This is a genomic window from Photobacterium alginatilyticum (assembly GCF_009910675.1).
GTDB classification, from domain to species: Bacteria; Pseudomonadota; Gammaproteobacteria; order Enterobacterales; family Vibrionaceae; genus Photobacterium; species Photobacterium alginatilyticum.
In genome coordinates, this window is sequence record NZ_RSEJ01000003.1 from 49,426 (window position 1) to 75,853 (window position 26,428).

Annotated in this window: 21 protein-coding genes; 8 read left to right on the forward strand and 13 right to left on the reverse strand. The window is 48.4% G+C overall.

Annotated elements, in window-relative coordinates; genetic code table 11:
• Positions 1-542: 542 nt before the first annotated feature.
• From tkt to EIZ48_RS04070, 5 genes are all read right to left on the reverse strand, one after another.
• A complete protein-coding gene (gene tkt, locus EIZ48_RS04050) occupies positions 543-2,537 on the reverse strand; it encodes a transketolase (RefSeq protein WP_160648823.1) in 1,995 nt (664 codons plus the stop codon).
• 90 nt (positions 2,538-2,627) lie between these two features.
• The gene (gene tal, locus EIZ48_RS04055; RefSeq protein ID WP_160648824.1) at positions 2,628-3,578 is read right to left on the reverse strand and encodes a transaldolase; all 951 of its coding nucleotides are present in this window, start codon (positions 3,576-3,578) and stop codon (positions 2,628-2,630) included.
• Between the two features lie 448 nt (positions 3,579-4,026).
• On the reverse strand, positions 4,027-4,431 hold the full coding sequence (locus EIZ48_RS04060; RefSeq protein WP_160648825.1) for a SirB2 family protein: 405 nt from the start codon (positions 4,429-4,431) through the stop codon (positions 4,027-4,029).
• A gap of 70 nt (positions 4,432-4,501) precedes the next feature.
• Positions 4,502-4,645 (reverse strand): hypothetical protein, encoded by a 144-nt coding sequence (locus EIZ48_RS04065; protein ID WP_160648826.1) that lies wholly within the window; start codon positions 4,643-4,645, stop codon positions 4,502-4,504.
• The gene (locus EIZ48_RS04070) at positions 4,642-6,909 is read right to left on the reverse strand and encodes a nitric-oxide reductase large subunit (RefSeq protein WP_160648827.1); all 2,268 of its coding nucleotides are present in this window, start codon (positions 6,907-6,909) and stop codon (positions 4,642-4,644) included. Before EIZ48_RS04070 ends, EIZ48_RS04065 begins: the two co-directional genes overlap by 4 nt.
• Before the next feature lie 191 nt (positions 6,910-7,100).
• On the opposite strand from EIZ48_RS04070, the gene norR reads away from it, so the two are divergent.
• Positions 7,101-8,696 (forward strand): nitric oxide reductase transcriptional regulator NorR, encoded by a 1,596-nt coding sequence (gene norR / locus EIZ48_RS04075; RefSeq protein WP_160648828.1) that lies wholly within the window; start codon positions 7,101-7,103, stop codon positions 8,694-8,696.
• A 98-nt stretch (positions 8,697-8,794) separates the two neighbouring features.
• Here norR and EIZ48_RS04080 read toward each other — a convergent pair whose 3' ends face one another.
• The 7 genes from EIZ48_RS04080 to EIZ48_RS04110 all read right to left on the reverse strand — a co-directional run bounded on the left by EIZ48_RS04080 (position 8,795) and on the right by EIZ48_RS04110 (position 18,579).
• Positions 8,795-10,207 carry a YfcC family protein gene (locus EIZ48_RS04080; RefSeq protein WP_160648829.1) on the reverse strand — a complete coding sequence of 471 codons (1,413 nt, stop codon included), beginning with the start codon at positions 10,205-10,207 and terminating at the stop codon, positions 8,795-8,797.
• Between the two features lie 52 nt (positions 10,208-10,259).
• Positions 10,260-11,324 carry an alanine/ornithine racemase family PLP-dependent enzyme gene (locus EIZ48_RS04085; RefSeq protein WP_160648830.1) on the reverse strand — a complete coding sequence of 355 codons (1,065 nt, stop codon included), beginning with the start codon at positions 11,322-11,324 and terminating at the stop codon, positions 10,260-10,262.
• Between the two features lie 176 nt (positions 11,325-11,500).
• A complete protein-coding gene (locus EIZ48_RS04090) occupies positions 11,501-12,427 on the reverse strand; it encodes a LysR family transcriptional regulator (RefSeq protein WP_160648831.1) in 927 nt (308 codons plus the stop codon).
• 165 nt (positions 12,428-12,592) lie between these two features.
• On the reverse strand, positions 12,593-15,469 hold the full coding sequence (locus EIZ48_RS04095) for a hybrid sensor histidine kinase/response regulator (RefSeq protein ID WP_240152861.1): 2,877 nt from the start codon (positions 15,467-15,469) through the stop codon (positions 12,593-12,595).
• Positions 15,470-15,779: 310 nt separating this feature from the next.
• Positions 15,780-17,270 carry an IS1 family transposase gene (locus tag EIZ48_RS04100; protein ID WP_160648832.1) on the reverse strand — a complete coding sequence of 497 codons (1,491 nt, stop codon included), beginning with the start codon at positions 17,268-17,270 and terminating at the stop codon, positions 15,780-15,782.
• A gap of 384 nt (positions 17,271-17,654) precedes the next feature.
• Positions 17,655-18,365 (reverse strand): purine-nucleoside phosphorylase, encoded by a 711-nt coding sequence (deoD, locus tag EIZ48_RS04105; protein WP_075762664.1) that lies wholly within the window; start codon positions 18,363-18,365, stop codon positions 17,655-17,657.
• 43 nt (positions 18,366-18,408) lie between these two features.
• Positions 18,409-18,579 carry a XapX domain-containing protein gene (locus EIZ48_RS04110; protein ID WP_128783553.1) on the reverse strand — a complete coding sequence of 57 codons (171 nt, stop codon included), beginning with the start codon at positions 18,577-18,579 and terminating at the stop codon, positions 18,409-18,411.
• Between the two features lie 576 nt (positions 18,580-19,155).
• Between EIZ48_RS04110 and EIZ48_RS04115 the strand changes: the two genes are divergently transcribed.
• Positions 19,156-19,671 carry an outer membrane beta-barrel protein gene (locus EIZ48_RS04115; protein WP_160648833.1) on the forward strand — a complete coding sequence of 172 codons (516 nt, stop codon included), beginning with the start codon at positions 19,156-19,158 and terminating at the stop codon, positions 19,669-19,671.
• Positions 19,672-19,733: 62 nt separating this feature from the next.
• On the opposite strand, the gene EIZ48_RS04120 is transcribed toward EIZ48_RS04115, so the two are convergent.
• Complete coding sequence (locus tag EIZ48_RS04120) at positions 19,734-20,342, reverse strand: hypothetical protein (RefSeq protein WP_160648834.1); 609 nt, start codon at positions 20,340-20,342, stop codon at positions 19,734-19,736.
• A 368-nt stretch (positions 20,343-20,710) separates the two neighbouring features.
• On the opposite strand from EIZ48_RS04120, the gene EIZ48_RS04125 reads away from it, so the two are divergent.
• The 6 genes from EIZ48_RS04125 (at position 20,711) to EIZ48_RS04150 (ending at position 26,353) form a co-directional block, all read left to right on the forward strand.
• Positions 20,711-21,484 (forward strand): hypothetical protein, encoded by a 774-nt coding sequence (locus tag EIZ48_RS04125; RefSeq protein ID WP_160648835.1) that lies wholly within the window; start codon positions 20,711-20,713, stop codon positions 21,482-21,484.
• Positions 21,485-21,606: 122 nt separating this feature from the next.
• Positions 21,607-21,813 (forward strand): DUF3283 family protein, encoded by a 207-nt coding sequence (locus EIZ48_RS04130; protein WP_075762667.1) that lies wholly within the window; start codon positions 21,607-21,609, stop codon positions 21,811-21,813.
• A gap of 374 nt (positions 21,814-22,187) precedes the next feature.
• Entirely contained in the window at positions 22,188-22,919 is a 732-nt protein-coding gene (locus tag EIZ48_RS04135) for a response regulator (RefSeq protein WP_075762668.1), read from the forward strand.
• 35 nt (positions 22,920-22,954) lie between these two features.
• Positions 22,955-24,397: an ATP-binding protein gene (locus EIZ48_RS04140; protein ID WP_160648836.1), complete on the forward strand. Its 1,443-nt coding sequence runs from the start codon at positions 22,955-22,957 to the stop codon at positions 24,395-24,397.
• A 34-nt stretch (positions 24,398-24,431) separates the two neighbouring features.
• Positions 24,432-25,679, forward strand: a complete 1,248-nt coding sequence (locus EIZ48_RS04145) for an ABC transporter substrate-binding protein (RefSeq protein ID WP_160649010.1) — start codon at positions 24,432-24,434, stop codon at positions 25,677-25,679.
• 158 nt (positions 25,680-25,837) lie between these two features.
• Positions 25,838-26,353: a SixA phosphatase family protein gene (locus tag EIZ48_RS04150; RefSeq protein ID WP_160648837.1), complete on the forward strand. Its 516-nt coding sequence runs from the start codon at positions 25,838-25,840 to the stop codon at positions 26,351-26,353.
• Positions 26,354-26,428: the final 75 nt, after the last annotated feature.

Genomic DNA, 26,428 nt, shown 5'->3' on the forward strand with positions numbered 1-26,428 from the left:
GGAACACCCGATAATTCGGATTGGAGTTAAAATGAAATCAAAAATCAAAAATTATAAAAGTGGATTAATGAAGTAATTATTCCCTGGTGCTTATGTTTTAATTCAAAGCGAGAATACGCTTTATATAAGAGAAAAAAATCCTTATTTTTTCACAACAGCTTTGATATATAGAAATGTTTTCTACATTGACACCAGATGCATAAAAATATTTTCAGGTATTGATCTGAGTTATATGCATCTTGTTTATTTGCCCGAAAATGAGTGATCCCGATCAAATAACGGCATATTTTCTAATAGATGCATCCCTAATAACCCTTTTAAAAGTAAGACTTTAGTCACATATTGATAAATTGCTAACAAAGGGTCTGCTAATACTTAGATTTTTGTATGATGAATTTTGTTATAGGTGTAAATAGAAAATTAACAGGTGGGGAAATTATGGTTTTGCGCAGCTAATATTTTATAAAATAGTCACTTTAAATACTGGAATAAAAAAAGCCAGGCTATCAAGCCTGGCTTTGAAATCAGTTAAGCAGTAATGCTTAGCCTAGTAGTTCTTTTGCTGTATCAACAACGTTTTCAATAGTGAAGCCGAACATCTTGAACAGTTCGCCTGCTGGTGCAGATTCGCCGAAGGTAGTCATACCGATGATACGACCGCCGAAGCCAACGTACTTGTACCAGAAGTCTGCAATACCAGCTTCTACAGCGATACGTGCAGTTACGTCTGATGGCAGTACCGCTTCACGGTATGCTGCATCTTGCTTGTCGAACAGGTCAGTTGCTGGCATAGAAACAACGCGAACCTTACGGCCTTCAGCTGTTAGCTGGGCGTATGCTTCTGTTGCTAGTTCTACTTCAGAACCTGTTGCGATCAGAATCAGCTCTGGCTTGCCTTCGCAGTCTTTCAGGATGTAGCCACCCTTAGCGATATCAGCAACCTGTGCCGCTGTACGCTCTTGCTGTGCAAGGTTTTGACGCGAGAAGATCAGTGATGTTGGACCGTCTTTACGTTCGATAGCAAATTTCCAGGCAACGGCTGACTCAACCTGGTCACATGGGCGCCATGTGCTCATGTTAGGCGTCAGGCGTAGAGAAGCAACTTGCTCTACAGGCTGGTGCGTAGGACCATCTTCACCCAGACCGATTGAATCGTGAGTGTATACCTGGATGTTCTGAACTTTCATCAGTGCAGCCATACGCATTGCGTTACGTGCGTATTCCATGAACATCAGGAAGGTTGCACCGTATGGTACGAAACCGCCGTGCAGGGCGATGCCGTTCATGATAGCTGTCATACCGAATTCACGTACACCGTAGTGGATGTAGTTACCAGTGAAGTCGTTTGCTTCTAGTGACTTAGAACCAGACCACATAGTCAGGTTAGAAGGTGCAAGGTCAGCAGAGCCGCCCATGAATTCTGGTAGCAGTTTACCAAATGCTTCCAGTGCGTTCTGAGACGCTTTACGTGAAGCGATGTTCGCAGGGTTTGCCTGAAGATCGGCAATGATTGCGTTCGCTTGCTCTTCCCACTGTGCAGGAAGCTCGCCAGATGAACGGCGCTTGAACTCTGCAGCCAGCTCAGGGTGAGCAGCAGCGTATGCTTCGAACTTCGCGTTCCAAGCTGCTTCTTTAGCTGCACCCGCTTCTTTCGCATCCCACTCTGCAGCAACGTCTGCAGGGATTTCGAAAGGACCGTGGTTCCAGCCAAGGAATTCACGTGCAGCGGCGATTTCTTCAGCACCTAGTGGAGCACCGTGACAGTCGTGTGAACCGGCTTTGTTTGGAGAACCGAAACCGATGATAGTTTTGCAGCAGATCAGAGTCGGCTTGCCAGTTTCCGCTTTCGCCGCTTCGATAGCTGCGTTAATTGCTTCTGGATCGTGACCGTCTACTGCTGGAATTACGTGCCAGCCGTATGCTTCGAAACGCTTAGGCGTGTCGTCAGAGAACCAACCTTCAACTTCACCGTCGATAGAGATACCGTTGTCATCCCAGAAAGCAACTAGTTTGCCAAGGCCCAGTGTGCCGGCTAGAGAACATGCTTCGTGAGAGATACCTTCCATCATACAACCGTCACCCAGGAACGAGTAGGTGTAGTGGTCAACGATATCGTGGCCGTCGCGGTTGAACTGGTCAGCCATTGCTTTTTCAGCGATCGCCATACCAACAGCGTTGGTGATGCCCTGGCCTAGTGGACCAGTTGTTGTTTCAACGCCTGGTGCGTAACCGTATTCTGGGTGACCAGGTGTTTTAGAGTGAAGCTGGCGGAAGTTCTTCAGATCATCGATAGATAGATCGTAGCCAGTAAGGTGAAGCAGAGAGTAGATCAGCATTGAACCGTGGCCGTTCGACAGGATGAAACGGTCGCGGTCAGCCCACTCTGGGTTTTGTGGGTTGTGGTTCATGTGGCTGCGCCACAGTACTTCAGCGATGTCCGCCATACCCATAGGTGCACCTGGGTGGCCTGAGTTTGCCTGCTGTACACCGTCCATGCTCAGTGCACGGATTGCATTTGCTAACACTTTACGTTCCATATTGGTTTCCACTATAGAATTTATTTGAATCAAAAACGTTAAAAAGGAAGAAAGCGGCTTGTCGGCCGCTTTCTTGAATATGTCTAAGGCTTACAGGCGCTCAGCAATCATTGCTTCTAGCTTGCCCTGGTCAACGGCGAAGTTACGGATACCTTCAGCCAGTTTCTCAACCGCCATTGGATCCTGGTTGTGCTCCCATAGGAACTCAGCGTGACCCATAGCTGCTGGGCGTTCTTTCAGCTCAGTTGTTGCAACTAGTTTTTGAACAACTTCACCTGTTGCATCTTCCAGGTCTTGTAGTAGCTGTGGGCTGATAGTCAGACGGTCACAACCGGCTAGTTCTAGAATTTCACCAGTGTTACGGAAGCTTGCGCCCATAACAACAGTATTGTAGCCGTGTTCTTTGTAGTAGTTGTAGATGTTAGTTACAGAGATAACACCTGGATCTTCCTGTGCTTCGAAGTTACGACCTTCTTTCGCTTTGTACCAGTCCATGATGCGGCCAACGAAAGGAGAAATCAGGTAAACACCAGCTTCTGCACATGCACGCGCCTGAGCGAAAGAGAATAGCAGAGTCAGGTTACAGTTGATGCCTTCTTTTTCCAGTACTTCAGCAGCACGGATACCTTCCCAAGTAGATGCTAGCTTGATAAGGATACGGTCGTTAGTAATACCAGCATCGTTGTACATTTTGATTAGCTGGCGAGCTTTAGCGATGCTGCCTTCAGTGTCGTAAGAAAGACGAGCGTCAACTTCAGTAGAGATACGGCCAGGAACGACTTTCAGGATTTCTTTACCGATGTTTACTGCAAGCATGTCGCAAGTATCTTGAACCTGCTGCTCTTTGTCGTCGCTCTGAGCTTTAGCGTAAGCAATTGACGCATCAATAAGAGGAGCATACTCAGCGATCTGTGCAGCTTTCAGGATCAGCGATGGGTTGGTAGTCGCATCTTCAGGCTGATACTTGCTGATAGCCTCAATGTCGCCAGTGTCAGCAACAACAGTTGTTAGCGCGCGCAGTTGTTCCAGTTTAGTGCTCATATCTTTCGACCTTCAAAGTGTTAGGGCTTGTCTTATTGCTAGCTAAAAGTGTAGCCAGAAAAGGTAGTTTTACCTGTAATTAACCCAAATGTTTCAAACCAAAAACACAGCCTGTGAACATATGGATCATCAAAGAACAATTGATGTGATGATAATTAGCTTTTTGCTGTAAATTGTCAATTGTTTAGGAAGGCAAATCGTGCCCAGATCGCATTTTTATAAGATCCAAAGACTATTTTACGAATTAATTTACCTAGATACTTGCTATGTTGGCGTGATACGAATGTTTTATGTGTGAACATATGATCTGGCGTGTGAACTTTTGCTCGCATTTGTAGGGGCAAAAAGCTGTCAGATTCTGCGAAGGAATGGTGAGTGCTGCATATAGTTGTTGAGGGTAAGGCGTATTGTGGCCGACAAGAGCACTGACGCTCTTGTCAGTATGGAGTTATAGAAACAGCGAATAGCCTGGTAATGAGTCGAGGGCAAAATATTTGCTAATGGCGAGGTGGACAATAAACATCAACCAGCCCATTGCGCCGGTGAAAAAGGCCCATCGCTGCCAGTTGGTTTTCGTCTTAAGAGCAAATGCACCACAAAGGATGTACGCGACCACACTCATCAGCTTGATTGATAACCAGGGGGCGGCGGGTGTAAACGGGACAAAGCCGGTGAGGTTGATCAGGGCAAAGCCGCTGGTAAGTAAAAAAGAGTCATTAATATGCGGGATAACCTTCAGCACCCGGTTATCTGCCAAGGGGGAGTGTCGACAGCGCAGACCGAAGCGCAGAACAAACAAACTGATGCTGAGCATTACGGTGAACAGGTGAAAAGATTTGATGGTCAGATACATAATGAACTCACAGGTGAAAACGGCTCAGACCGCCTGATATCATGATGATATCGGACGGCCTGAGTGGAGGTTACAGAAGAGCGGGAGTCATCCATCCCATCTCAACGGACAGCTGAACAAACAGCTGCGGCAGGCTGGTCAGCACGGCACTGCCGAGATAAATCCCCGAAATAGCCAGTAAAACTTTAAGCCCGGATAGGATGTGCCTGCTCATCGTGCTAGTGCCTCTGTCTTGTTACCTGACTTGATAGCCTGAACAATCAGTTTGGCCAGGAAGATTCCCAGGAAGATCCCGCCGGCACCGAACAGCATGTCACCCGGCATACGTAACCAGACCAAGGTCTCAACAAGCGGGCTGTGCAGTACTTCCGGTGAGCGGGCAAACCAGTAACCGTTCTCGATGACAGCGAAGAACTGAACCAGACCCACAGGTAGCAGCGACATAGCCAACATGGCAGCCAGACCAATGTTCAGTGACCAGAAGGCCCATTTCAGCCATTTATCATTCCACCCTCGGGCTTCACCCGCCAGACCACGCAGGCAGAACAACATCAGGCCAATGCCTAGCATGCCGTATACGCCCATAAACGCACCGTGGGCATGGGTAGCAGTGGTGTTCAAGCCCTGGATAAAGTACAGCGCGACAGGCGGGTTGATGAGGAAGCCAAGTATACCGGCACCGACAAGGTTCCAGAATGCCGTTGCGACAAAGAACATGATTGCCCATTTGTAGCGTGCCATCCACGGCGTGGTATTGCGCATGCGGTAGCTTTCAACGGCCTCGAATCCGATAAGCGCCAGCGGTACAACTTCCAGTGCCGAGAAGATTGAACCCCAGGCAATGACGGATGTTGGCGTACCGGTAAAGTACACGTGGTGCAGGGTACCGATCAGGCCGCCAGTTAGGAAGACAACTGTGGCGAACAGTACCGCACTGTTGGCTGTTGCTGCACGTACCAGGCCAAGGCGAACAAACATCAGGGCAATAACAGAGGTGGCAAAGGTTTCGAAGAAGCCTTCTACCCACAGGTGTACCACCCACCAGCGCCAGTATTCTGCAATCGCCAGGTTGGTGTGCTTGCCCTGGAACAGACCGGCACCATAGAACAGGCCGATAGCCACACAAGAGGCATACAGTACCCAGATGACTGCACGCATTTCACCTTGCTGCGAAAGCGCCGGGCGAATTGCACGGGTTACCAGTGCCAGCCAGATCAGCAAGCCAACCAATAGCAGAACCTGCCAGACACGGCCAAGATCGATGTATTCCTGACCCTGATGGCCCAACAAGTAACTGGTATCGAGGTCAAAGTACTGCTGAACAGCAAGCCATTCACCAGCCATCGAGCCGAGTACGACAACAACCAGTGCGATCCAGAGAACATTGACGCCCAGGCGCTGGAACTTAGGTTCATGGCCTGACAATGCCGGTGCAATGTACAGTCCGGTTCCCAGCCATGCGGTTGCGATCCAGAAGACAGCTAGCTGGGTATGCCAGGTTCGGGTAACCGAGTAGGGTAGGATTTCTGAAAGTGGAATGCCGTAAAAGTCCTGACCCTCGACACCGTAGTGGGCGGTAATACCACCAAGGAAAACCTGTAATAGGAATAGGCCTACTGCAGTAAAGAAGTACTTACCTACCGCTTTTTGTGATGCAGTCGGCTTGGCGTCAAACAGAGGATCGTACTTCGGCGGTGTCGGTAGCGGCTCGTGTTTTAGTGCGGCGTGATACCAGGCCAATGCGCCCACACCGGCAATCAGAACAACCACACTTAAGATAGACCAGACAATATTGCTGGATGTCGGTGTATTGCCTAGAACCGGATCATAAGGCCAGTTATTGGTGTAGGTGTAGTTTTGATCGACACGTTCTGTGGTAGCAGCCCAAGCGCTCCAGAAAAAGAAAGCCGTTAGCTGTTCGCGACGCTCAGCTGTTGAAACCGTACCCTCTTTCATTGCGTAGTCTTCACGCAGTGGCTGATAGGCAGGATCATCGCCAAACAGGCCAATGTAGTGACGCTGCAACATAGAAATCGCGTCAGAACGGCGCTGAGAAATGGTGATGACACCGGTTTCTACGTTGTAGTTGTTAGGACGCAAGTCATCACGCAGTTCTTGCTCCAGTGCTGCCTGCTGACTGTTCGACAGCTGGGTGAAAGGCTTGTTGAAGTCTTCACGCGCTTTCAGCTCCAGCCAGTTATTCGCCTCACGATGCAGCCAGTCTGCTGTCCAGTCTGGTGCGACATAGGAGCCGTGTCCCCAAATAGAACCAAGCTGATGTCCGCCCATAGAGCGCCATACCAGTTGGCCACGTTGAATATCATTTTCCGTAAAAATAACCTCACCGCTTGTGCTGACAACCTTGGCCGGAATGGGCGGTGCCTCGCGGTAAATGTCGCTTCCGATGCTGAGCAAGACTGTAAATGAAGCCAAGCACACAATGAGAAGCGATATGATTGATAACTTTTGTTTAGTCATATCTGATCACTCGAATAGTTGTTGTAGTATCAAGCCTTAGATATCAACAAACGTGCCAACTTTTAAATTGTTGAATTTATAGAGGTAAATGTTTTATGGTGTCAATATGACACTTTTGAATTATTGTCATAATTACATCTATATGTCATATTGACACAGTGAGTTTTTGATAATTAGCGGAGAGAGCAGGCATGGTGTTGCCAACGCGTGACTTTACCCATATCGCCCTGGATATGACGACCAGCATTTCTAACCAGGACCGGTTTCAGCGCCTTCTAAATACTATTCGTCAGACGTTGAACTGCGATGCATCCGCATTGCTGGCCTTTCGTGGTCAGCAATTCACGCCTCTGGCTATCGATGGTTTGGTTCCTGATGTGCTGGGGCGGCGTTTTACGATTAGCGAGCACCCGAGGCTCGAAGCCATAGCGCGAGCCGGTGACATCGTCAGGTTTCCCGCTGATAGCGAACTTCCTGATCCGTTCGACGGGTTGATCCCCAACCATGAGGATGAACTTAAGGTTCATGCCTGTATTGGATTGCCGCTGTTGGCGGATGACAACTTAATCGGTGCCCTGACCATAGACAGCTTTGACACCTCGTCGTTTGCAGAGTTTAGCGATCAGGATCTGCGTACTATCAGTGCGTTGGCTGCAGTGTCGCTCAATAATGCCTTGATGATGGAACAACTGGAAAAGGTGGCGTCAGAGAGCCCGACCCAGCTACCGTCGATTAAGATCAATGACAGCGACAATGTTGAGATGGTCGGCCAGTCGGTGCCGGTGCTTGCCCTTAAGAGCGAAATCGATGTTGTTGCCAAATCTGATCTGAATGTATTGGTGCTGGGCGAAACAGGTGTCGGCAAGGAACTGGTGGCCAAAGATATTCATCGTAAGTCAGGCCGTGCGGAGCAGCCTCTTGTTTACCTTAACTGCGCGGCATTGCCAGAGTCAGTGGCCGAAAGTGAATTGTTTGGTCATGTCAAAGGAGCCTTTACCGGCGCGATCAGCAATCGGAGCGGAAAGTTTGAAATTGCCAATGACGGGACGCTTTTCCTCGATGAAATCGGTGAGCTGCCGCTGGCGCTCCAGGCCAAACTACTGCGGGTACTGCAATATGGCGATTTGCAGCGAATTGGTGACGATCGCAGCCTGAAAGTCAATGTTCGTATCATTGCCGCCACCAATAAAGATCTAAAGCAGGAAGTGGTTGAAGGACGGTTCCGTGCCGATCTCTATCATCGTCTCAGTGTCTTTCCTCTTCATGTGGCACCGCTACGTGAACGTGGTGATGATATTGCTCTGCTTGCCGGATACTTTATCGAAAAATGCCGGGCAAAATTAGGGATACAGACACTGCGTCTTAGCCAGGCTAGCCTGACGATGCTTTCCCAGTATGGCTGGCCGGGTAATATCCGCGAGCTGGAGCACTGTATCCACCGCGCGGCTATTTTGGCCCGTTCTGAATATGGTGCCGAATCACCACAGATTCATCCTCATCACTTTAATTTTGACGGTGTTGTCCAAGATGGCTTAGGTCAAGAAGGTTCAAGTCCAGAGGCTTCTAGACAGGGGATTGCGATAGCTCGATCTGCCCGGGGAGGTGTCCACTCATCGATGCCTGTGTTTACCGGTGATAACTTGCGTGATGCGACTGAGTTATTTCAGGCGCAGTATATTCGCCAAGCACTGGAGGCGAATGATAACAACTGGGCAGCGACCGCAAGGCAGCTTGGCATCGACAGCGGTAACCTGCATCGTCTGGCTAAGCGATTGGGCTTGAAGTAGCAGTGGCTGAAATCGCGGTGGTTCTAATCGCAGTAATACAAAAAGCTCCCGGAAGCTAATAACCTGCCGGGAGCGTAATTGGTTAATATCGAGTTATTCTATAGTGTTACGCCGATTGACAGAACCACACAGTTAAGCACAACAAAGAAAGCGACTAACGGGGCTATGAACTTCAGCCAGGTGATATAAGGAATACGTGCTATCGCTAATCCGCCCATTAGTACACCATAGGTTGGCGTAATAAACAGGATAGTGCCGATTCCGCTCATAAAGGCGGTTACCACTAGCTCGCGGCCTGTATTGGCAAAATCACCCAGTGGCGCCAGGATAGGCATACTCATTACCGCCAGGCCTGAGGTTGAAGGAACGATGAAAGAGAGCAGCATCTCAATCCAATAAACGGTGTTAATGAACAAGACCGAACTTTTGCCTGCCACTATCCCTTCAGCAAAGTTAAGAATGGTGTCAGTGATGTTACCGGCTTCCATGACCACAACAATTCCGCGGGCGACACCGACAATTAATGCCACACCAATTAGATCGGCCGCCCCGGCCACGAATGAGTTGATCAGATCGTCTTCTTTCAGGCGGCCGACAATCCCGCACAGAATACCCATAAAGATAAATAGCGTGGCCATCTCAGCCATCCACCATCCGAGCACAGAGACGCCATAGATCATGATGCTGAAAGTCAGGATAAACAGGATCAGCACGCCTTTCTGTGAGGCGGTTAGAACAGGCAGATTGTCAGTGGCATCTTTGTCACCCAGAAAGTGCGCTTCATGATCGTGACGCAGGTGAGCAAGCAGGGAAGCGTCTGGGTTTTTCTGGATCTTTCTGGCATAGCGCATCACATAGCCACAGCCAGCGACAAGGGCAACGGCAAGAATGACAAACCGTAATTCAACTCCGCTGAGGAAATCGACACTGGCGGCGTTAGAGGCAATGACAGTACCAAACGGGTTGATGGTTGAACCCAGCGTGCCAACACCAGTGCCGACAAATATAACGGCTACGGCAACCAGGGGATCAAAGCGGGCTGTCATAAAGATTGGGATAAGCAGGCCATAGAAGGCCAGTGATTCCTCTGCCATACCATAGGATGTCCCACCAAGTGCAAATAGGGTCATCAAGATAGGGATCATGTATATTTCCCGTCCCTTTAGGCGAACCATGATCCTGGCAATGCCTGTGTCAATGGCACCTGTCTTGGTAACTATACCGAGGAAACCGCCGACCATCAGGACGAAAAGGCTGACATCGATGGCACCGATGACGCCGCTTACCGGATCATAAAAGCCGGAGATGGGAGCCATAAGGGTATCAAAAAAACCTTGCGGCGAAGATTCAATGACATGATATGAGCCAGGAAGAGGCACTTCCCGGCCGAGCTGTTCATTCATTTCTCGGGTGTATTTACCTGCCGGCAATATATAGGTCAGCATGGCAAAGAACGAAATGAGAAAGAATAGGATCGTAAAGGTGTTGGGGAACTTCTTAATTCTTAACATGGTGCATCCTTAGCGCGATGTTGAAGTGGTATTTGCATTCATATTTTTGGTTTTAGATAAAGCGTTTTGTGATGTATTCGGAGGTCATGCATTGCAAGACGCCGCCGTAGGACAGATCGAAATCAACTAAGCTACCGATTTGGTAATCGGGTTCGCAGTCGTTGATATCGAGAATAAGGTGATCGCTGCTACCGCCAATGACGATAATGTTTGGGTCTTTCGGGGAGATCTGGCTGATATCGACATCTTGTTTTCCGACCGCGCAAATAGCACGCTTACGAAGTCCGCGATCAATAAAATCAGGCTTGTTGCCAAAAGCATCGAGGGCAGTGGAGCTGGTCGGGACTGAGGGTTTGACTTTGATCTCGACGATTTCTGCTGTGAGGTCAAAGGTATCTTGGCGGGTGTCGGGGATAGGATCATCGTTCAGCCCAATTCCCATCAGAAGTGAAGCCCCGAGTCTTAGCTGGTTGATGCCTTGTGGCAGTTCACCGCTGAACATCAGAGGCAACCCGGCTGAGCTTGCTCCGGAGATGTACTTGAGTGTGATGCCGAATGACGCTTCTATCTGTCTGGCTATCGCAATCAGCGTGTTTTGATTGTCGGAGGTGGGCTCTACGCCACCATAGCAGGCGAGGTTGCTACCGAGGCCGACAAGCTCGATCCCCGGTAGTGACACGGCCTTGCGAGCAAGGGCAAGGGTTTCTTCTTCGTAGAACCCGCCTTCCCGCAGATCGCCTAAGTCATGCATCAAAATAACCTGATGAGTTTTATGTTGCTTGACCGCTTCAGCAGACAGCGCATCTAAGGTCGCCATTTCGGAGTTAAGGGATATATCGGCGTATTTGATAACCTCGCTGATCTCACTGAGAGCCGGCAGGCGCAAAAGCAACGTCTGGGCATTGAGGTGACGTATTTTTTTTAAGTTCCTGATACGGGAATCAGCAAGCAGCTGAATGCCGCCATTTAAGATAGCCTGTCCGACATCTGGAGTGGCGCAGGCTAGCTTGGTAACACCGGCAGGCGATACGCCCTGGGCTTGACATGCTGATACCATGTGTTGGGTATTTTGGGTGATCGTATCTAAATGGATATTAATACACGGGTAAGTGCTCATAGTTTTACCTCTGGGTAATATTGTTCTTTAGGAACATTGAGCGCTTTTTAGTGAAGAAGATAAATAATGGGTTTTCTATGGTTACTTTGTATGAATTCGATATAAGAATAAAAAGTTGCATTCACGGAATAAAGGGCGAATATTCCGTGAATAAATTTCAAAGCGGTTGGATGGGATCAAACAGAGAAATGAAGTGACGGCTTTATATTTTGGTGGGCGCTGGAAATCGCATGCATTAATTCAGTTGCGGCTAATGAAAGTTCCTTGGATTCCAGGGTGGTTAAATGAAATTCAGCAATGTACTCAAGAGACGGGGCGTTGACTCTGACCATCTCTCCACGTTGTTCCCAAATCGAAGCATAGTGATCCGGCAGGTAGCCGACAAAATTGCCGGATAATACCAGATGGGCTGTTGCTTCCATATTGGTGCTGCTGGCAAGGTGTAGCAAGTTTTTAGTATTGCTGAGCGGAGTGATTTTGTGGGATACCCCTCGCTCTACAATAGGCGTATCAAGCAGATCGTCAGTCGTGATCTCTCGTGGAATTGAGAGAACCGGATGGTCCGGCGCGCAATACAGGCACTGTTTTTCACCAAATAAATAGATATATGTAAGACCGTCTTTGGGGACCTCTGAGGACGTGATCCCTAGCTCGGCCTTTCCATCAAGCACCATCATTTCAATTTGGTACGAGTCGCAGATCTCCGTATCGATTGTCACCTTTGGGTGGTCTTTGCAAAAGTGTTTGATAGCCTGCTGGATTTTACATTGCGGGTTGGTAGCAAGGTTATCAGTCAGTGCGAGTTTGATGTGCCCATGGGAGACATTTCTGATGCTATCGAGTTGATCTTCAAAGCTGGCAATATCACTAAATAACGTTTGGCAAAGCTGGTAGACCTTGTTGCCATCATGAGTCAGGCGGAACCCTCTTCGTCCCCGGTGGCACAATGTCATACCAAGCCGGGTTTCCAGATCGTTCATGCGAGTACTAATTGTCGATTGGTGCATGTTTAATTTAAATTGCGCAGCTGAAAAGCCACCGGAATCAACAATGGTCACAAATAAGTGGAGTAGCTTTAAATCAAAGTCGTGTATTTTTCGCATCTCAGTATCTCTTTTTTGGTTTGATTTTATTCTTTATTGGGATGGCGTTCTGAGATGTATCGCTAATTACAGGCTTGAATGCTTGGCTGGGGGGGATTGATAGGAGGAGAGGCAATGCTGTGCTGGGCAGGCTGGTGTCATTTTTATAAATGACACCATTTTCAATTAGATCGTTAGTTCAACTTGCTGGTGGATTTCTTCAATGAGCTTGTTTAACAAATCGTCAAGATTAGTCAGCTCAGCCTCGGTTGGTTGTTTGCCTGCCTTGACCTTCTTCTCAATGACCAGCGCCGCCTCACGGACATAGACGGCACTGATACTGCCTGACGCGCCCTTCAGAGAGTGGCTGAGCAGTATGGCAGAATCAAAATCATCCTTGGCCAGTGCCTGCCTGAGTTTGTCTATATCCTGACTGTGCTCTTCGGCAAACATCTGGAGGAACTGCATGATGATATCGTGGTCTTGATCCATCATATCAAGCAGGGCATTGATTTCGATTTGCTGGAAACTCTCGGCCAACAACTGGCTTTCACTGTTGTCGTTGGTATGGCTACCATCCTGAGTGATTTCACTGATGATCTCGTCGTTTAGCACGCTGCTGCCGACACAGCCATCCGTTAACCCCTCCCCCTCTTGCTCAATGACGTCAATAGCATCTATCGCGTCAGCAGTATTGTCCGGAGCTGTTTCTGTCTTTTGTTCGGCTTCATAGGCCGCGCGTAATAATGCCATATGGGTGATCTTGCTTTTAAAGCGCTGGAGGGCGTCAAGTAGCTTTTGTTCATCGAGAGGTTTGGTGATCACGCAGTCGACGCCGGCAATAATCATGTTCTTTTGGGTTTCTTCAAACACATCGGCCGTGCAGGCAAAAATAGGGATCTGGCTAACTGGAGAGTGTAAAGCCCGGATTTTAGAGGTTGCCTCGATACCGTCCATGATTGGCATATGGTTATCCATGAGAACAACATCGAAAAACTCGTTTTCGAGGATCGCCAGGGCTTCGGCTCCGTTTTCGGCCACACTGGTCTGGAAACCGCGTTGCTTGAGGAAGGAGTCGATAATCAGGACATTGAGGTTGTTGTCTTCGACGATCAATACCCGGAGGTTGGCAAAGGCACGGTGGTCAAACTCGAGGCTTTCTTGTGCCGGTACCATGTACTGCCCTTGGTGAATGCCAAGCGTGACCGTAAAGGTTGATCCTGCTCCCGGAACGCTGTCGAGGTGAATCTGCCCGCTCATCAGTTCCGCCAGCTGTTTGACTATGCTCAAACCGAGGCCTGTGCCACCGAAGCGGCGACTGGTTGAAGCCTCTGCCTGGGCAAAAGGATCGAATATGTACTGGATCCGTTCCGGGTCGATGCCAATGCCGGTATCTCGGGTCATAATGGTAAGGATCTTCTCGCCGGGGTTTTCTCCATCGTCCAGCTTCAATGTCACCTGCACCTTGCCGCGCTCCGTGAACTTGATGGCATTGCTGATCAGGTTAAATAGAATCTGGCGGATCCGAGCTTTATCGGCATAGAACCAGTCATTGGGATTGAATTCGCACTGGATGTCGAAGCCGATGCCTTTCTCTTTGGCAAGCGAATAGTAGGTACTCTCTATGGTACCGACCAAATCGGTAAAACAGAAGTTGGTGGGATCCAGCTTAAGTTGCCCTTGCTCGATCTTGGAAAAATCGAGAATGTCGTTCAGTAGCGACATCATATGTTTTCCGGAATCAAGCAGGGTACGAAGGTGGTGATCCTGCTCTTCGGTCAGTTTCGTTTTTAGCAGCAGCTGCGATAACCCCAGCATCCCGTTCATCGGGGTTCGGATTTCATGCGAAAGGTTGGCCAGAAAGGCTGATTTTGCCCGGTCGGCCGCTTCTGCCTTGTGCAGCGCCCGGTTAAGCCGTTCGGTATCGTAGGTGATTTTGTCCGCGCCCTGATTGAGTGCATCGTGCAATACCTGAAACTCATGCGGACCGTCAATGCGTTCGTTGCGGGCATAGTTGCCAAGCTTAAATTGAGCCGCAAAGCGTGACAGTTTGGCCAGCGGCATAGTGATCCGCTTGGTCAGGGCAATAGACAGGATGATCACAATACCTGCCGTCAGAAACAGGGCCAGCATGAAGTAGCGATGCAGGTAGTCAATCGCCTGGGTTACTGTATTTTGCGGAGTTATCGATACCAGTGACCAAAGAGGCTTACCGTCATTTCCCTGGGTTCCGAGGCGGGTTACGGTTGCAATCAGCGGTTCATTGTACCTGTCGGTGTAATGCATGATTTCACTGGTTGATGTGTGGGTGTTGTTATCATCCTGGTTATACACCTGCTTAAAGTTCGTAAATACTTGCAGCGGGTGGCCTTGGTTCACGCCAGAGAGAATCACGTCGCCATCTTGATCGATAAGGATGATGTAGTCAGTATCACTAATGCGTTCGCCGAGGAAGGTCAGCTGGTTATTGATTTCGCTAAGTTCGTATTTAACCACGAGCAGCTTTTGGTTGTCCTGTGTATCTGATTCAGGGGGCTGGTGTGTAACCGTGGAAATGAAGTAGATAAACGGAGTCTTGTCCAGTCCCTGCGGCAGGGAGATATAGACTTCATTGTCCTGTAGGGCAAGCCTGTCAGCCACTTCACTGAGCTGGGTAATACCAGCCTGTTTGAGCTCCTGATTAAGGGCTTGAGTTGTGTGGGATGATGAGGATTCAATGAGCTCGAAGCGGTCCTGGCCGTTGTCATTCTGATTATTTTCAAGCAGGTAAATTGCCGAGAAAGCGGTATCGACTGACGTAATATCAGAAAGGTAGTGACTGAGAAAGCCATCGCTCGTGTTAACGGCGTCGGAAGTAAGTTCAAAAACCGGCGAGTTTGCCAATATTTTGATGCTCAGGATTCGTTTGGCAATGATATCGTCAATGTTCTGCGCGGCAAGCTCGGTTCGGCTACTCAAACCTTGAGAGATCTGGGAAAGCGCCACAGTCGAGAGCTTCTCGCTGCTGACCCAGCTATAAATAAACGCAGGGATAATGCCGACAAACAGCATGCTCGCAAGCAATATGGGCTTAATTCTATTTGGGACTATCCGTATCAAACTGCATCTACCCCGAGTTTTGTTTTTTTATTAATTATTTGTAAATAAATCTTAGGTAATTATCAAATACTACGCGTGATAGAGGGAAGGAAAGTTGATCTGTCCAGCAAAGCGTGGCTCATTTTAAACAGAAGAGGATGACATTGAGTGTTAAGCATGACGGAAGCTGAGTGTTTGCACTCTGGTCGGGCTTCCCAGCTGATGTGGGACATGTTCAGGGCGGGATGAGATGCAGAAATTGAGGCTGCCGTATTAGGCAGCCTTGGTGTTGTTATTAGTTGAGTAATTGTTCCAACGTGAGTGGTGCGGAGGTTAGCCCCATTTGCTGAGCGGGGGTTAAGCCCGAGCGGTCCTGGTGACACAGGTTATGCCAGGCGCGGTAGATATCCAGCAGTGGTAACAATCCGGCAGGGCGGAGTTTTCTGCGAGGCTCGTCTACTAGTTGGGCGAACTGGTCATGGAAGCGTTTTTGGTACTCACTGATAGCGTCGTGTGACGCCAGCTCTAGCCATTGTTGCTCGTTGCCTTTCTCGCCGCCGAGGTGACAAATGCCTTTGCCGATATCGTTGTGTCGGGTAAATGCCCAGCGATCTCGCCACCACCCCATAAGCACGATATCCACTCGACCGGCTTCCTGGCCATGTTTCCAGCCTGTGTCCGTTTCGACATAGATTGGATGAATCGTTTTGTTTTTAATACGCTCCATGAAAACCGAGATACAGGCAGAACGCAACAGTGGTTCCTGAGGCATAAAAATAGACAGCGATTCGTTGTATTCCAGCATCTGGGACAAATGCAGATAGTGGGCATATACCGTGTACTGCGGACGGATCAGGCAGCCCTTGGTCGGATAGTTTATCCGTGGCATGCTGGTTAGCGGATCTTCAAGGTTAGGGCGCGAAAGTACCTCGCGGTACTTGGTATCAACGCGTGCCAGGATCCCCTGCGGTGCCGGTGGTGGTACCTCGATCAGTCTGGCACCCGGTGCCGCCATGAATCGGGTTCCGTCTACATACGGGTCGTGCTGGTCGCTTGGGTTCTCAACATCATTTTGCTGATAGTTTACATGCTGGCCGACGACATAACCGGATGCGGCTTCACAACTGGCAATCCAGCTGACACCGTTACTGCTGTGGGGTTGCAGCGGTACCAGATCGGAGGCCAGTGACAGGTTTTGCGCATGCTTGAAGAGTCGAGCATCAAACATTGACAACTGGCGACGACAGCGGCTGGCAATATGCGATAGCTGATCGTAGAAAGATTTCGGATTCATGCCCAGACGACGACAGATATCCCGTACCGAATACCCGGTGAAAAGCAGGGCGAGCAGCTTTTGCTGTACCTGGTTTTTGCCATTGAAGCCAGACCATCGGTCAACGAAGGTAGCCTGGCAGCATTTACAGCGATAACGCTGGCGATCGCCGCTATAGCCAAAAGCATGATAGAGGTGGCGGTGGGTCAGCACGGGAAGCCCGAGGTTTTCACAGTCAGGGTTGCTGCAGGCGGGCAGGCCGCTGCTCTGTAATAATTTGAGTCGGGAAACTTCTTCGGCAACGTCATGGTTGCTCAGGACTGGCGGAAACGCACCACATTCGCGGCAGACCAGGGTCGGCCGGTTCGGGTTGGTGCGCTGAAGCACATAGTGGCTCTTGTCGTCAGAGCCAAAATTACGGCATCCGACGGTTTTGCAGTGATTAAGCTGAAGTTGGCCGCTAGCAGGTGGCAATAAGGTATCGTTGCTATCGGAGTGAAGTTTTTTCATCATATCAGCCTAACCTTATCCTTGTGCCTGAGCAATACGTGCGGCTAACCATAAGGCCGCACATAGAAGGGGGAGGGAAGGGTACTGAATAAAAGAGGTTAACCTTTTATTCAGTACTAAATTAGAAGCAATGAATTTACAGAGATACTACTTAGCACGCCTGAGGGATGCCATCTTGGCAATACTCAGTTTAAATTGTGTAAGACGCCACATTTTACAAAATTTTTGAGCCGCGGCTAAACAATATCCCTATAACTTCGTTAGCTCTAATTGTCCCTAGTTTTCACTAATACCAATATGATCAACCTATTAATAACATTAGTATTAGTGCTAGCTAGCGGAGAAAAGCGGCCAGTGCATCGGGGGCGCACCAGCCACTAAAATTGTTTAGATGTTAATTGCTGTTTCTAGTGCAACATTCATCATCTGGTTGAAAGACTTCTGACGGTCTTCAGAGCTTAGTTTCTCGCCACGCTTGATGTGGTCAGAAACAGTCAGGATTGTCAGGGCTTTCGCGCCAAGCTCAGCAGCAACACCGTAGATACCTGCAGCTTCCATATCAACACCCAGCATGCCTAGCTGTTCCATCTTGTCGAACAGGTCAGCTTCAGGGCTGTAGAACAGGTCTGCAGAGAATACGTTACCTACACGCACTGGAACGTTCTGCAGGCGAGCCTGGTTAACAGACGTTTCCAACAGGTGGAAATCAGCAATTGCTGCGAAATCGTGGTTGTTGAAACGGATGCGGTTAACTTTAGAGTCAGTTGATGCACCCATACCGATGATTACGTCCATCAGTTTTACATCATCATGTACAGCGCCACAGCTACCGACACGGATGACGTTTTTAACACCAAAATCTTTGATCAGTTCGTGAACATAGATTGAGCATGAAGGGATGCCCATACCGTGGCCCATGACAGAAACTGGCTTACCTTTATAGGTGCCGGTGTAGCCGAACATGTTGCGAACGTCACATACTAGCTTTACATCTTCCAGGAAGTTTTCTGCGATGAATTTTGCACGAAGCGGGTCGCCTGGCATCAGGACTGTTTCTGCAAAATCACCAAGTTCAGCATTGATATGTGGGGTAGCCATAGCTCACTCCTAGGAATTTGTTAATAAATAAAATACGGGGGACTTAAGAGAAAAAACGTTCAACAATATTTTGGTATGCAATGCCACCAAGGTAAACACCTACGATACCCATAATGCCCGGTAGTACTGGTGGCGCAGGAAGCGGAAGTTTGATGGCAGAAAAAAATACGCCAACAATTAGCCCTGCAAAAACCGCAAGCAGAATCTCGTTCATGTGTTTACCCTCTGTGTGTTGCATAAGTTTGTGACGGCTTGTGAGGCTGCTCTAAATGGCGCCTTTTTGTTGTTGCCGTTTGATAGAGCCAGTTTAAGGAACGCGCTCTTACATTCTCGCGATCTTGATCACAATTTGTTTCCCTATTATCTAAAAATAGCGCCTTGATTACCAATTCTGTTGAAATTGGGAAGGGAAGCGTTTGCTTTTGGGTGGTTTATATTCAGAAGGTAAATTCATGCTTTGTCATTATAATTATTACTTATCAGGTGTTTATGTGTGGTGGTGGGTAAAAAAAAGCAAATAACCAGGCAATGAAACACGAATCTTCAATGTGTGATCTTGTAATGGATTTCATCCAGGGCGAGCCTGTTTCGGACCCAATCTGCAGCCTTCTTTATGGCCAGAGCCTCATAAGGCTAGGAGCAAAATGTGACGTTGAGGTGAGTCTGTACACGGAAATGAGCGAATGCGCCGGGTTTACGGTATGTTCTTGTGAAATTCTAAGTAATAATAAAGATTACAAATGATTGGGTTCTATTTAACTGCACAAATTTTAGACGAGGGAATGTAACCATGAAGAAAACGTTGCTAGCTGCCATGTTGGCATTGACGGCCCTACCGGCAAGTGCCGATATCTTTGGCTTATCGGTCGGTGCGACTGCAGGTGCCGCTCAGTTAGACTTTCAAGGTAATAAAGAATACGGCTATGAATACGGCCTGAATGCCAGCTACGCATTGAATGACTTCTTCAGCATTAATGCTGGTGTTGTTCAGGGTAGCGGCGAGGTAGATTCAAATCTGTCGGCGTCTAAGAATGACATTGACTACACAGCCTTTCCGGTTACATTGCGAGGCGATCTACCTTTGTTGATCGGTAGCCTGTACGCCAAAGCGGGTACTAACTTTTATGATGTCGATGTCGCAAGAGATGGCGTAAAAGCGACTGATGACGGTTGGGCATTTACTGGCGGTGCGGGTTTCGTTCTTACCCTGTTACCACTTGTGGATGTGAGCCTGGGTTACGAGTATCGTGATATGGGCGAAGTAACAAACAATGCTGTTGTTGTTGGTGTGGATATTAGTTTGTAGGTTCGGCTGTCTATATTGAGTATTTAAAAAGCTGCGTTATGCAGCTTTTTTTAATTGTCTTATCACACCGTTGACTTCGAAGGAGTGATGTTCCTTGAAAGTTGTTCATAGGTGTCATTGTATGTGACGATGAGACTATTCTGGTTACAGGCTAATTGTCTAACGGTTTGGTCAGTTAATTTTTCCCGACTTAAGATTTGCATACCACAGCAAGGTATCGGGTGATGAGTAACACTCGCCCATACGCCAACAAGTACTTTAGCTTCGCTGTTTACGGGATTTTTAAAGATCAGGTGATCTTTATATTGTTCATCTTCACTGATGGCATAGAAATAGATGATCCCGTTTCTGTTTTCCAGATACCCTTTGTGAATGACTGAAGAGCCTGGGTAAGTAATCGTTGTTTTAACGCTACGTGAAAGAAAAGAGCGATATATATTGATATCGATACTGATGACTTCAGAAGGTTTACTTGGGTTAATGTAATAACCATAGTAGCTTCCCAATATATTGTTTAGTTCCTTTTTTCTACTGTTTGCAGCAAGTTTCCACGAATATGCAAACAAAGAGACAAAACAGCTGATCACAGCAGGTATCAGCATTTCTAACCAATTAACGTCAGAAAAGCTGCCTAACCCCCAAAAATCCAATCCCGACAACCATGATCCCATAGCAACTCCCCCTAGCTCTTAAATAAACCACTAATGACATTTTCTGTCTGAATAAAAAAGATGGCGGCATCATCAATTTCTATGGGATATGCAGTGTTGCGGCTTATCTCTCAATGGCAGCCCAAAAATGTAACTGATAAGTATATTGATAACGTATGGCATCACTCGTGGTGATTTTTTTAGTCAATGAATTTAATGTGTTGCAGGAATGCATTTATTGGTAAAGATTATAGAATGTAATTATCGCTAGCTTTATTTTTGGCTCTGGCAGGATAAATTGATAAAAAGACGAAACTGATCAAGGTCGATGCACTTGTAATCCTTTACTATGAACTTAACAATTTGAGGTCATCAGCGGAGGGTAGAAAATGTCAAACTATGAGCATTACCAGGCAACAGTTGCAAGGGTTAATGCTGCTATCCTTCGAAAGTTAACTCGTCCGTGGCAGGTTCAGTACCAGGACGTTAATGACTCTGATGAGCAGCAATTATTATTAGTTGCACCGAGTGGCTCTATTTGCCAGCGATTATCCTTGCCAAAAGCCATGGCTGAATCATTCTGGGCCGACAATGAACCGGTGAGCAACCAGGTAACCGAATATGTCGTGCGTGGTGCAGCACGTCTTGCACCGTTGCGTCAGACATCCTATCGAAACAACTTTCCTCACTGGCTCGAACACTGCCTGCAGCAACTGCATTATCTGATGCTCTCCAAAGAGCAGTTAATGAAGGTGATGGCAGATACCCATTATCCTTATCCCAGTAAAGTTAAGATTCAGGGGAACTACTTACCATGTTGGGTGTGGTATGCAGATGACGAGCAACGTGCCGTGTCGGTGATAGACAAACGGACCGGATTGTTCAGTAAGCCCCGGATGGTCGAAGGCTATCAGCTGGTGGATAGCGAAAAGTGGTTTGGTGCCCAAGTGATAGATTCTGCCGAGGAATCAATTGAGACAGTGACCTATTATGTTGCTGAGCAGCTGAAAGGCCAGAAAGTGCCTGATGACAGCGAACCGACTTTGACTGATGCTCTGCATAATCCTTGCTCGTCAACGTTAAGCCCGGTGTTGAGCGTAGCCTTGGTTACCGGGGTACTGGTTGGCTTCTTTATTATCTTGAAGATGCACCTAGGTTTTTAGAACCTAGAACCTAGAACCTAGAACCTAGAACCTGGTAACTGGGTGTCCAGTTGATTTAGCCCATTGGTCTGAAGCTAAAAATCGGCTAATATCGGCGCTGTGTTTTACCGTGGTACTGGGCTATGCATAATCTAACGCTGTTATCTGACGCTGAAAAAAATCGTATTGAACTCGACAAGCAGGCGGCCTACGCCGTTTGGCAAGTCAAAAATGCCAAGAAGGGATATGAGGTCTTTGCCGAGCTGAGTAATAATATTGACGATGATGACGAACGAGACTTTTTCGAGCGTTCCGTCAGTAAATACAAGTCTCAGATGGGCGTGGCATAGCTTCACTTAATGCGTTCTATGAACCGTTTACCGAACAGACGTATGAATTGAATGAAAAGCTGCTGATGGCAGCTTTTTTGATCTGGCTGTATTTTTTGCGCGCGCTTTTTATTTCTTTTCGGCCTCAATGTAGCGTAGCTGCTCAGTGATATTCGCGAAGTTCATGATTCTGAGGCATAATGCGCGCCTTTTTCTGTATGGTCTGGTATCTTAGGAAGAGACATAACCGGATGGGGTACTGATGTTTTCTGGCTTCGGCAACCTAGATATTCTGGATTAACTATTTGGTAATACACCGGTGCCCGTTAGCTCAGGCAGAGTGCTTGTAGGCATTTGTTGGCAAGTTGGGCTGCCCGGTATAAAAGGAAGATGAAATGAGTGCGAGCAAGAAGGTCCTTGTTGTTGATGACGATCAGGAGATTCGCGAGCTATTGGATGAATACCTGACGAAAGCAGGGTTTACGGTAACAACGGCTGCCGAAGGCGAAGAAATGAAGCGTCGATTGGCTCTGGGTTATCCCGATCTCATTTTATTGGATGTCATGATGCCTGGTGATGATGGCTTCACCTTGTGTCAGTACATTCGTAAAACGTCCGACGTACCTATTATTATGCTGACGGCTGTCTCAGACGAGATGGATCAGATCATCGGCCTCGAGCTAGGGGCGGACGATTATATCGCCAAGCCATTCAGCCCTCGTCAGCTGATGGCCCGTATAAAAGCCTTGATGCGCAGGGTGAAAACAACCGAGGAAGCCCAGCAGGCAGCGCCGGCCACCCCTAAAGCGATTAGGTTTGCCAACTGGCGCTTGGAAACGGCTTCGCAGCGTTTGTTTGATTTGGAAAAGGGCAAGGACTATGAGCTGTCCGGCAGTGACTTTGCCTTGCTGATGCTATTTCTTACCCGTCCGAATGAGGTGCTGGATCGCGATACTATCTCGTTTGCAACCCGTGGCCGTGAAGCACATCCCTCGGAGCGTGGTATTGATGTTCAGCTGAGCCGCCTACGTCAGCGGTTGGGTGACAAAGGCACGCAGCAAAGGCTGATCAAAACCAGCCGAGGTAACGGTTATTCGTTCAATGCCGAAGTAACCTACGAAGAATAATTTCGCCCGATTGTGACCGAAGAAGGCATTGAGACATGAATTGGAAAAAGTGGTGGCCGAAGTCTCTTCTGGCGCGCACCTTGTGGTTTACCTTGCTGGCGGTATTTCTGGCACAGCTGATTGCCACTATTATTTGGTACGGGCAGTCAAAGCAGCGGGACTTGGAAGGGCTTGAGTCGGCATCGGCCAGTATGGCCAACATGTTCGCATCGACGGTCACTTTCTTTCAGTCACTACCTCTCGAATACCGTCATATCGTCTTGGATCAGCTTCGGAATATGGGCGGTACCCGTTTCTTTGTTTCGTTTAACGAAGAAGAAATTCTGATCGACCCCATTCCGTCTTCACAGATGAAAAATACCGCGGTCAGGGTATTTGAAGAAGTGCTGAGCGAGAAATTGCCTCGGTTGGATGTTATCCGGGTTGAGTTCTCCCGTCCGGAAACTCTGCATGTGCTGAAAAATGATATTTTGCTGACCGATCTTCCTCGCTCCTGGGCACATTACACCTTGAGCCTGGAACCGTTCAACCCGCCAATTTTGGTTGTGCAGCTGGAGCTTGCAACCAATGAATGGCTGTATATTGCCGCCTTGTTGCCATCGCCGTATGTGACGCTGGAAGATGAGATCATTACCAAACAGCAGGTGATTTTTCTGATCTTTATTACTACGCTGCTTTTGGTTTTCACCTACTTCATGATCCGTCGTCAAACCAAGCCGCTTAAGCGTCTGGCAAACGCGGCCAATGCGCTCAGTCTGGATATCTATCAGCCGCCATTGGTGGAAGAAGGAGCCAGTGAACTGGTGACAGCCACGCAGGCCTTTAACCGTATGCAGCTTCGCCTGCGGCGTTATATCGACGACAGGGAACATCTGTTTTCGGCGATTTCTCATGATTTGAAAACGCCGATCACCCGGTTACGACTCCGTGCCGAGCTGATTGATGACGAGGCCAAGATTGAGAAATTCAACCGCGATCTTGATGAGCTTGAAATGATGGTCAAGGGTGCGCTGCAAACCGTGAAAGACACCGACCTTCATGAAAACCTAACCCAGGTCGATCTGTCTGAAATGCTGCGCAGCATCGCCGAGCGCCATAATACCAAAAAGATAAAGGTGCATATCCCCAATACCAAGATTGCCCCGATGACAGGTAAGCCGCTGGCGCTGAAGCGTTGCCTGAGCAACCTTATCGATAATGGCGTCAAATATGGTCACGAAGTGAGTCTAATCGTGTCTGATGAATCTGACGCACTGGTACTGATCATCAAAGATAAAGGGGACGGTATCCCTGAAGAAATGCTCGAGACCGTTTTTGAACCGTATTTCCGGATTGCCAAGGATGATGAAGGACATGGGTTGGGGATGGGGATTGCCCGAAATATTATTCACGCCCACGGCGGTGATATGACTATTCATAATGCCAAAGAAGGCGGGCTGGAGGTGAAGGTTTATATTCCCCGCCTGCTGAAAGAATAGCGTCACTGGTCGTTTTTGTAGTAAGAGCGAGATGATGAAACTAAAACAGACACTGTCAGCAATTACCCTGTCTTTGATGGCTGCCGCGTCCCATGCCGGTGAAGTGGAGGTACTCCACTGGTGGACATCCGGGGGCGAGGCCAAGTCGGTGTCGGTCCTGAAAGGGTTGATGGAAGAGCAAGGCAACAGCTGGAAAGATTTCGCGATTGCCGGTGGTGGCGGTGAAAGTGCCATGACTGTATTGAAAACCCGGGCAGTATCGGGTAACCCTCCGTCGGCGGCTCAGATCAAAGGCCATGATATCCAGGAGTGGGGCCGGTTGGGGTTTCTTACTGATTTGAGCGATGTTGCCAGAGAAGAAAACTGGGACAACGTATTGCCGGAAGTGGTTACCAAAGTCATGAAATACGATGGTGACTATGTGGCCGTGCCGGTAAACGTTCACCGTGTAAATTGGCTGTGGGTAAATCCGGACGTACTTAAAAAATCAGGCGCATCGATACCGACAACCTTGGATGAGTTTTTCAAGGTGGCCGATAAGGTCAAAGCAGCCGGATTTATCCCTCTGGCACACGGTGGCCAACCATGGCAGGACATTACATTGTTTGAAGCGGTAGCCCTTGCCGTACTGGGTGCCGAGGATTACCAGAAAGCCTTTGTTGATTTGGATATGGATGTATTGTCAGGCGAGGGGATGACGGAAGTTTTCGTCCAGTTCAGGAAAATGCGTGACTATATCGATCCTAAATATCGGGGTAGGAGCTGGAACTCGGCCACATCGATGGTGATCAATGGCGAGGCGGCCATGCAGATCATGGGAGACTGGGCCAAAGGTGAATTTGCGGCTGCTGGTAAAACGCCGGGCAAAGATTACCTTTGTGTTTCTGCTCCGGGTACCCAAGGCCAGTTCACCTACAATATTGACAGTTTTGCTTTTTTTAAGCTGAGTGAGGAAGCTGATCGCAAGGCACAGAAAGACTTGGCGCGAACCATACTCGATAAAGACTTCCAGGAAGTCTTCAATTTGAACAAAGGCTCGATTCCTGTTCGCCTGGACATGGATATGAGTCGTTTCGATAAGTGCGCACTGGATTCGATGGCAACATTCAAGACCACATCCTCAAGTGGCGGGCTGGTGCCGAGTGTCTCGCAAGGCCTCGCAACAACAAGTTATGTTCAGGCTGCCATATTCGATGTGGTGACCAATTTCTTTAATGCCAAGGATCCCAAGCCTGAGAAAGCGGCCCGAAAACTGGCGCGCGCAGTCAAAGCCGCTATGTAAGATATTTCGGCCCTGGAGACCAAGGCCGACCTTCCTCTCATCCCCATTTATTTGGGGGGTGTCTCTTTCCCTTTACCACGTTTTCAAAAGGGATCTATATACTTATACCAAACGGAATGAGTATCGACGTATGCGCTACGCTGGAGGGGACGTTGAGAATGAAGCTATTATTTTTAGTTCGCCATGCAAAGTCTTCCTGGGACGATCCGACACTTGATGATCATGAGCGTCCACTGAACGATCGAGGTATGAAGAATGCGCCGGAGATGGTGCACCGCCTTAACGCCTGGCAAACTGGTCCTCAGCTGATTATCTCCAGTTCGGCGTTAAGAGCTGCTCAGACCGCGTATTTCTTTTCCAAAGGGCTTTCCAGCGAGCCTAAACTGGAGACGTGTTCTGAACTCTATACGGAATCAGCTTTCGATTTGCTGGATGTTATCAAAGACAGCTCGACACAGGTCGATCGCCTGATGGTGGTATGCCACAATCCGGCGATCAATGACTTGGTGAACATGCTGGGTTTGCACATCGATAATATGCCAACCTGCGGCGTAGCGGTGTTTGCTTTTGAAGTTGACTGTTGGCAGGCAGTAGTGAGTGAGCAGGCCGAGGCTATCTATTACGATTACCCAAAGCGAAAAAAGAAGGTGTTTGTGATGCGGGATGACGAGTAAACCGCCCGTAATTTGCTACTCTGCTGCAAACTTCACCACTTGATTAATAAAGGCCTCTATGGTGCTTTACAAGCT

Bases quoted from the DNA above. Each gene is read 5' to 3' on its own strand.
- EIZ48_RS04125 (WP_160648835.1), top strand. From the start codon at position 20,711: ATGTCAAACTATGAGCATTACCAGGCAACAGTTGCAAGGGTTAATGCT.
- EIZ48_RS04100 (WP_160648832.1), bottom strand. From the start codon at position 17,270: ATGATGAAAAAACTTCACTCCGATAGCAACGATACCTTATTGCCACCT.
- EIZ48_RS04130 (WP_075762667.1), top strand. From the start codon at position 21,607: ATGCATAATCTAACGCTGTTATCTGACGCTGAAAAAAATCGTATTGAA.
- tkt (WP_160648823.1), bottom strand. From the start codon at position 2,537: ATGGAACGTAAAGTGTTAGCAAATGCAATCCGTGCACTGAGCATGGAC.
- EIZ48_RS04085 (WP_160648830.1), bottom strand. From the start codon at position 11,324: ATGAGCACTTACCCGTGTATTAATATCCATTTAGATACGATCACCCAA.
- EIZ48_RS04115 (WP_160648833.1), top strand. From the start codon at position 19,156: ATGAAGAAAACGTTGCTAGCTGCCATGTTGGCATTGACGGCCCTACCG.
- norR (WP_160648828.1), top strand. From the start codon at position 7,101: ATGGTGTTGCCAACGCGTGACTTTACCCATATCGCCCTGGATATGACG.
- EIZ48_RS04060 (WP_160648825.1), bottom strand. From the start codon at position 4,431: ATGTATCTGACCATCAAATCTTTTCACCTGTTCACCGTAATGCTCAGC.
- EIZ48_RS04110 (WP_128783553.1), bottom strand. From the start codon at position 18,579: ATGAACGAGATTCTGCTTGCGGTTTTTGCAGGGCTAATTGTTGGCGTA.
- EIZ48_RS04135 (WP_075762668.1), top strand. From the start codon at position 22,188: ATGAGTGCGAGCAAGAAGGTCCTTGTTGTTGATGACGATCAGGAGATT.
- tal (WP_160648824.1), bottom strand. From the start codon at position 3,578: ATGAGCACTAAACTGGAACAACTGCGCGCGCTAACAACTGTTGTTGCT.
- EIZ48_RS04065 (WP_160648826.1), bottom strand. From the start codon at position 4,645: ATGAGCAGGCACATCCTATCCGGGCTTAAAGTTTTACTGGCTATTTCG.
- deoD (WP_075762664.1), bottom strand. From the start codon at position 18,365: ATGGCTACCCCACATATCAATGCTGAACTTGGTGATTTTGCAGAAACA.
- EIZ48_RS04150 (WP_160648837.1), top strand. From the start codon at position 25,838: ATGAAGCTATTATTTTTAGTTCGCCATGCAAAGTCTTCCTGGGACGAT.
- EIZ48_RS04080 (WP_160648829.1), bottom strand. From the start codon at position 10,207: ATGTTAAGAATTAAGAAGTTCCCCAACACCTTTACGATCCTATTCTTT.
- EIZ48_RS04140 (WP_160648836.1), top strand. From the start codon at position 22,955: ATGAATTGGAAAAAGTGGTGGCCGAAGTCTCTTCTGGCGCGCACCTTG.
- EIZ48_RS04145 (WP_160649010.1), top strand. From the start codon at position 24,432: ATGAAACTAAAACAGACACTGTCAGCAATTACCCTGTCTTTGATGGCT.
- EIZ48_RS04120 (WP_160648834.1), bottom strand. From the start codon at position 20,342: ATGGGATCATGGTTGTCGGGATTGGATTTTTGGGGGTTAGGCAGCTTT.
- EIZ48_RS04090 (WP_160648831.1), bottom strand. From the start codon at position 12,427: ATGCGAAAAATACACGACTTTGATTTAAAGCTACTCCACTTATTTGTG.
- EIZ48_RS04070 (WP_160648827.1), bottom strand. From the start codon at position 6,909: ATGACTAAACAAAAGTTATCAATCATATCGCTTCTCATTGTGTGCTTG.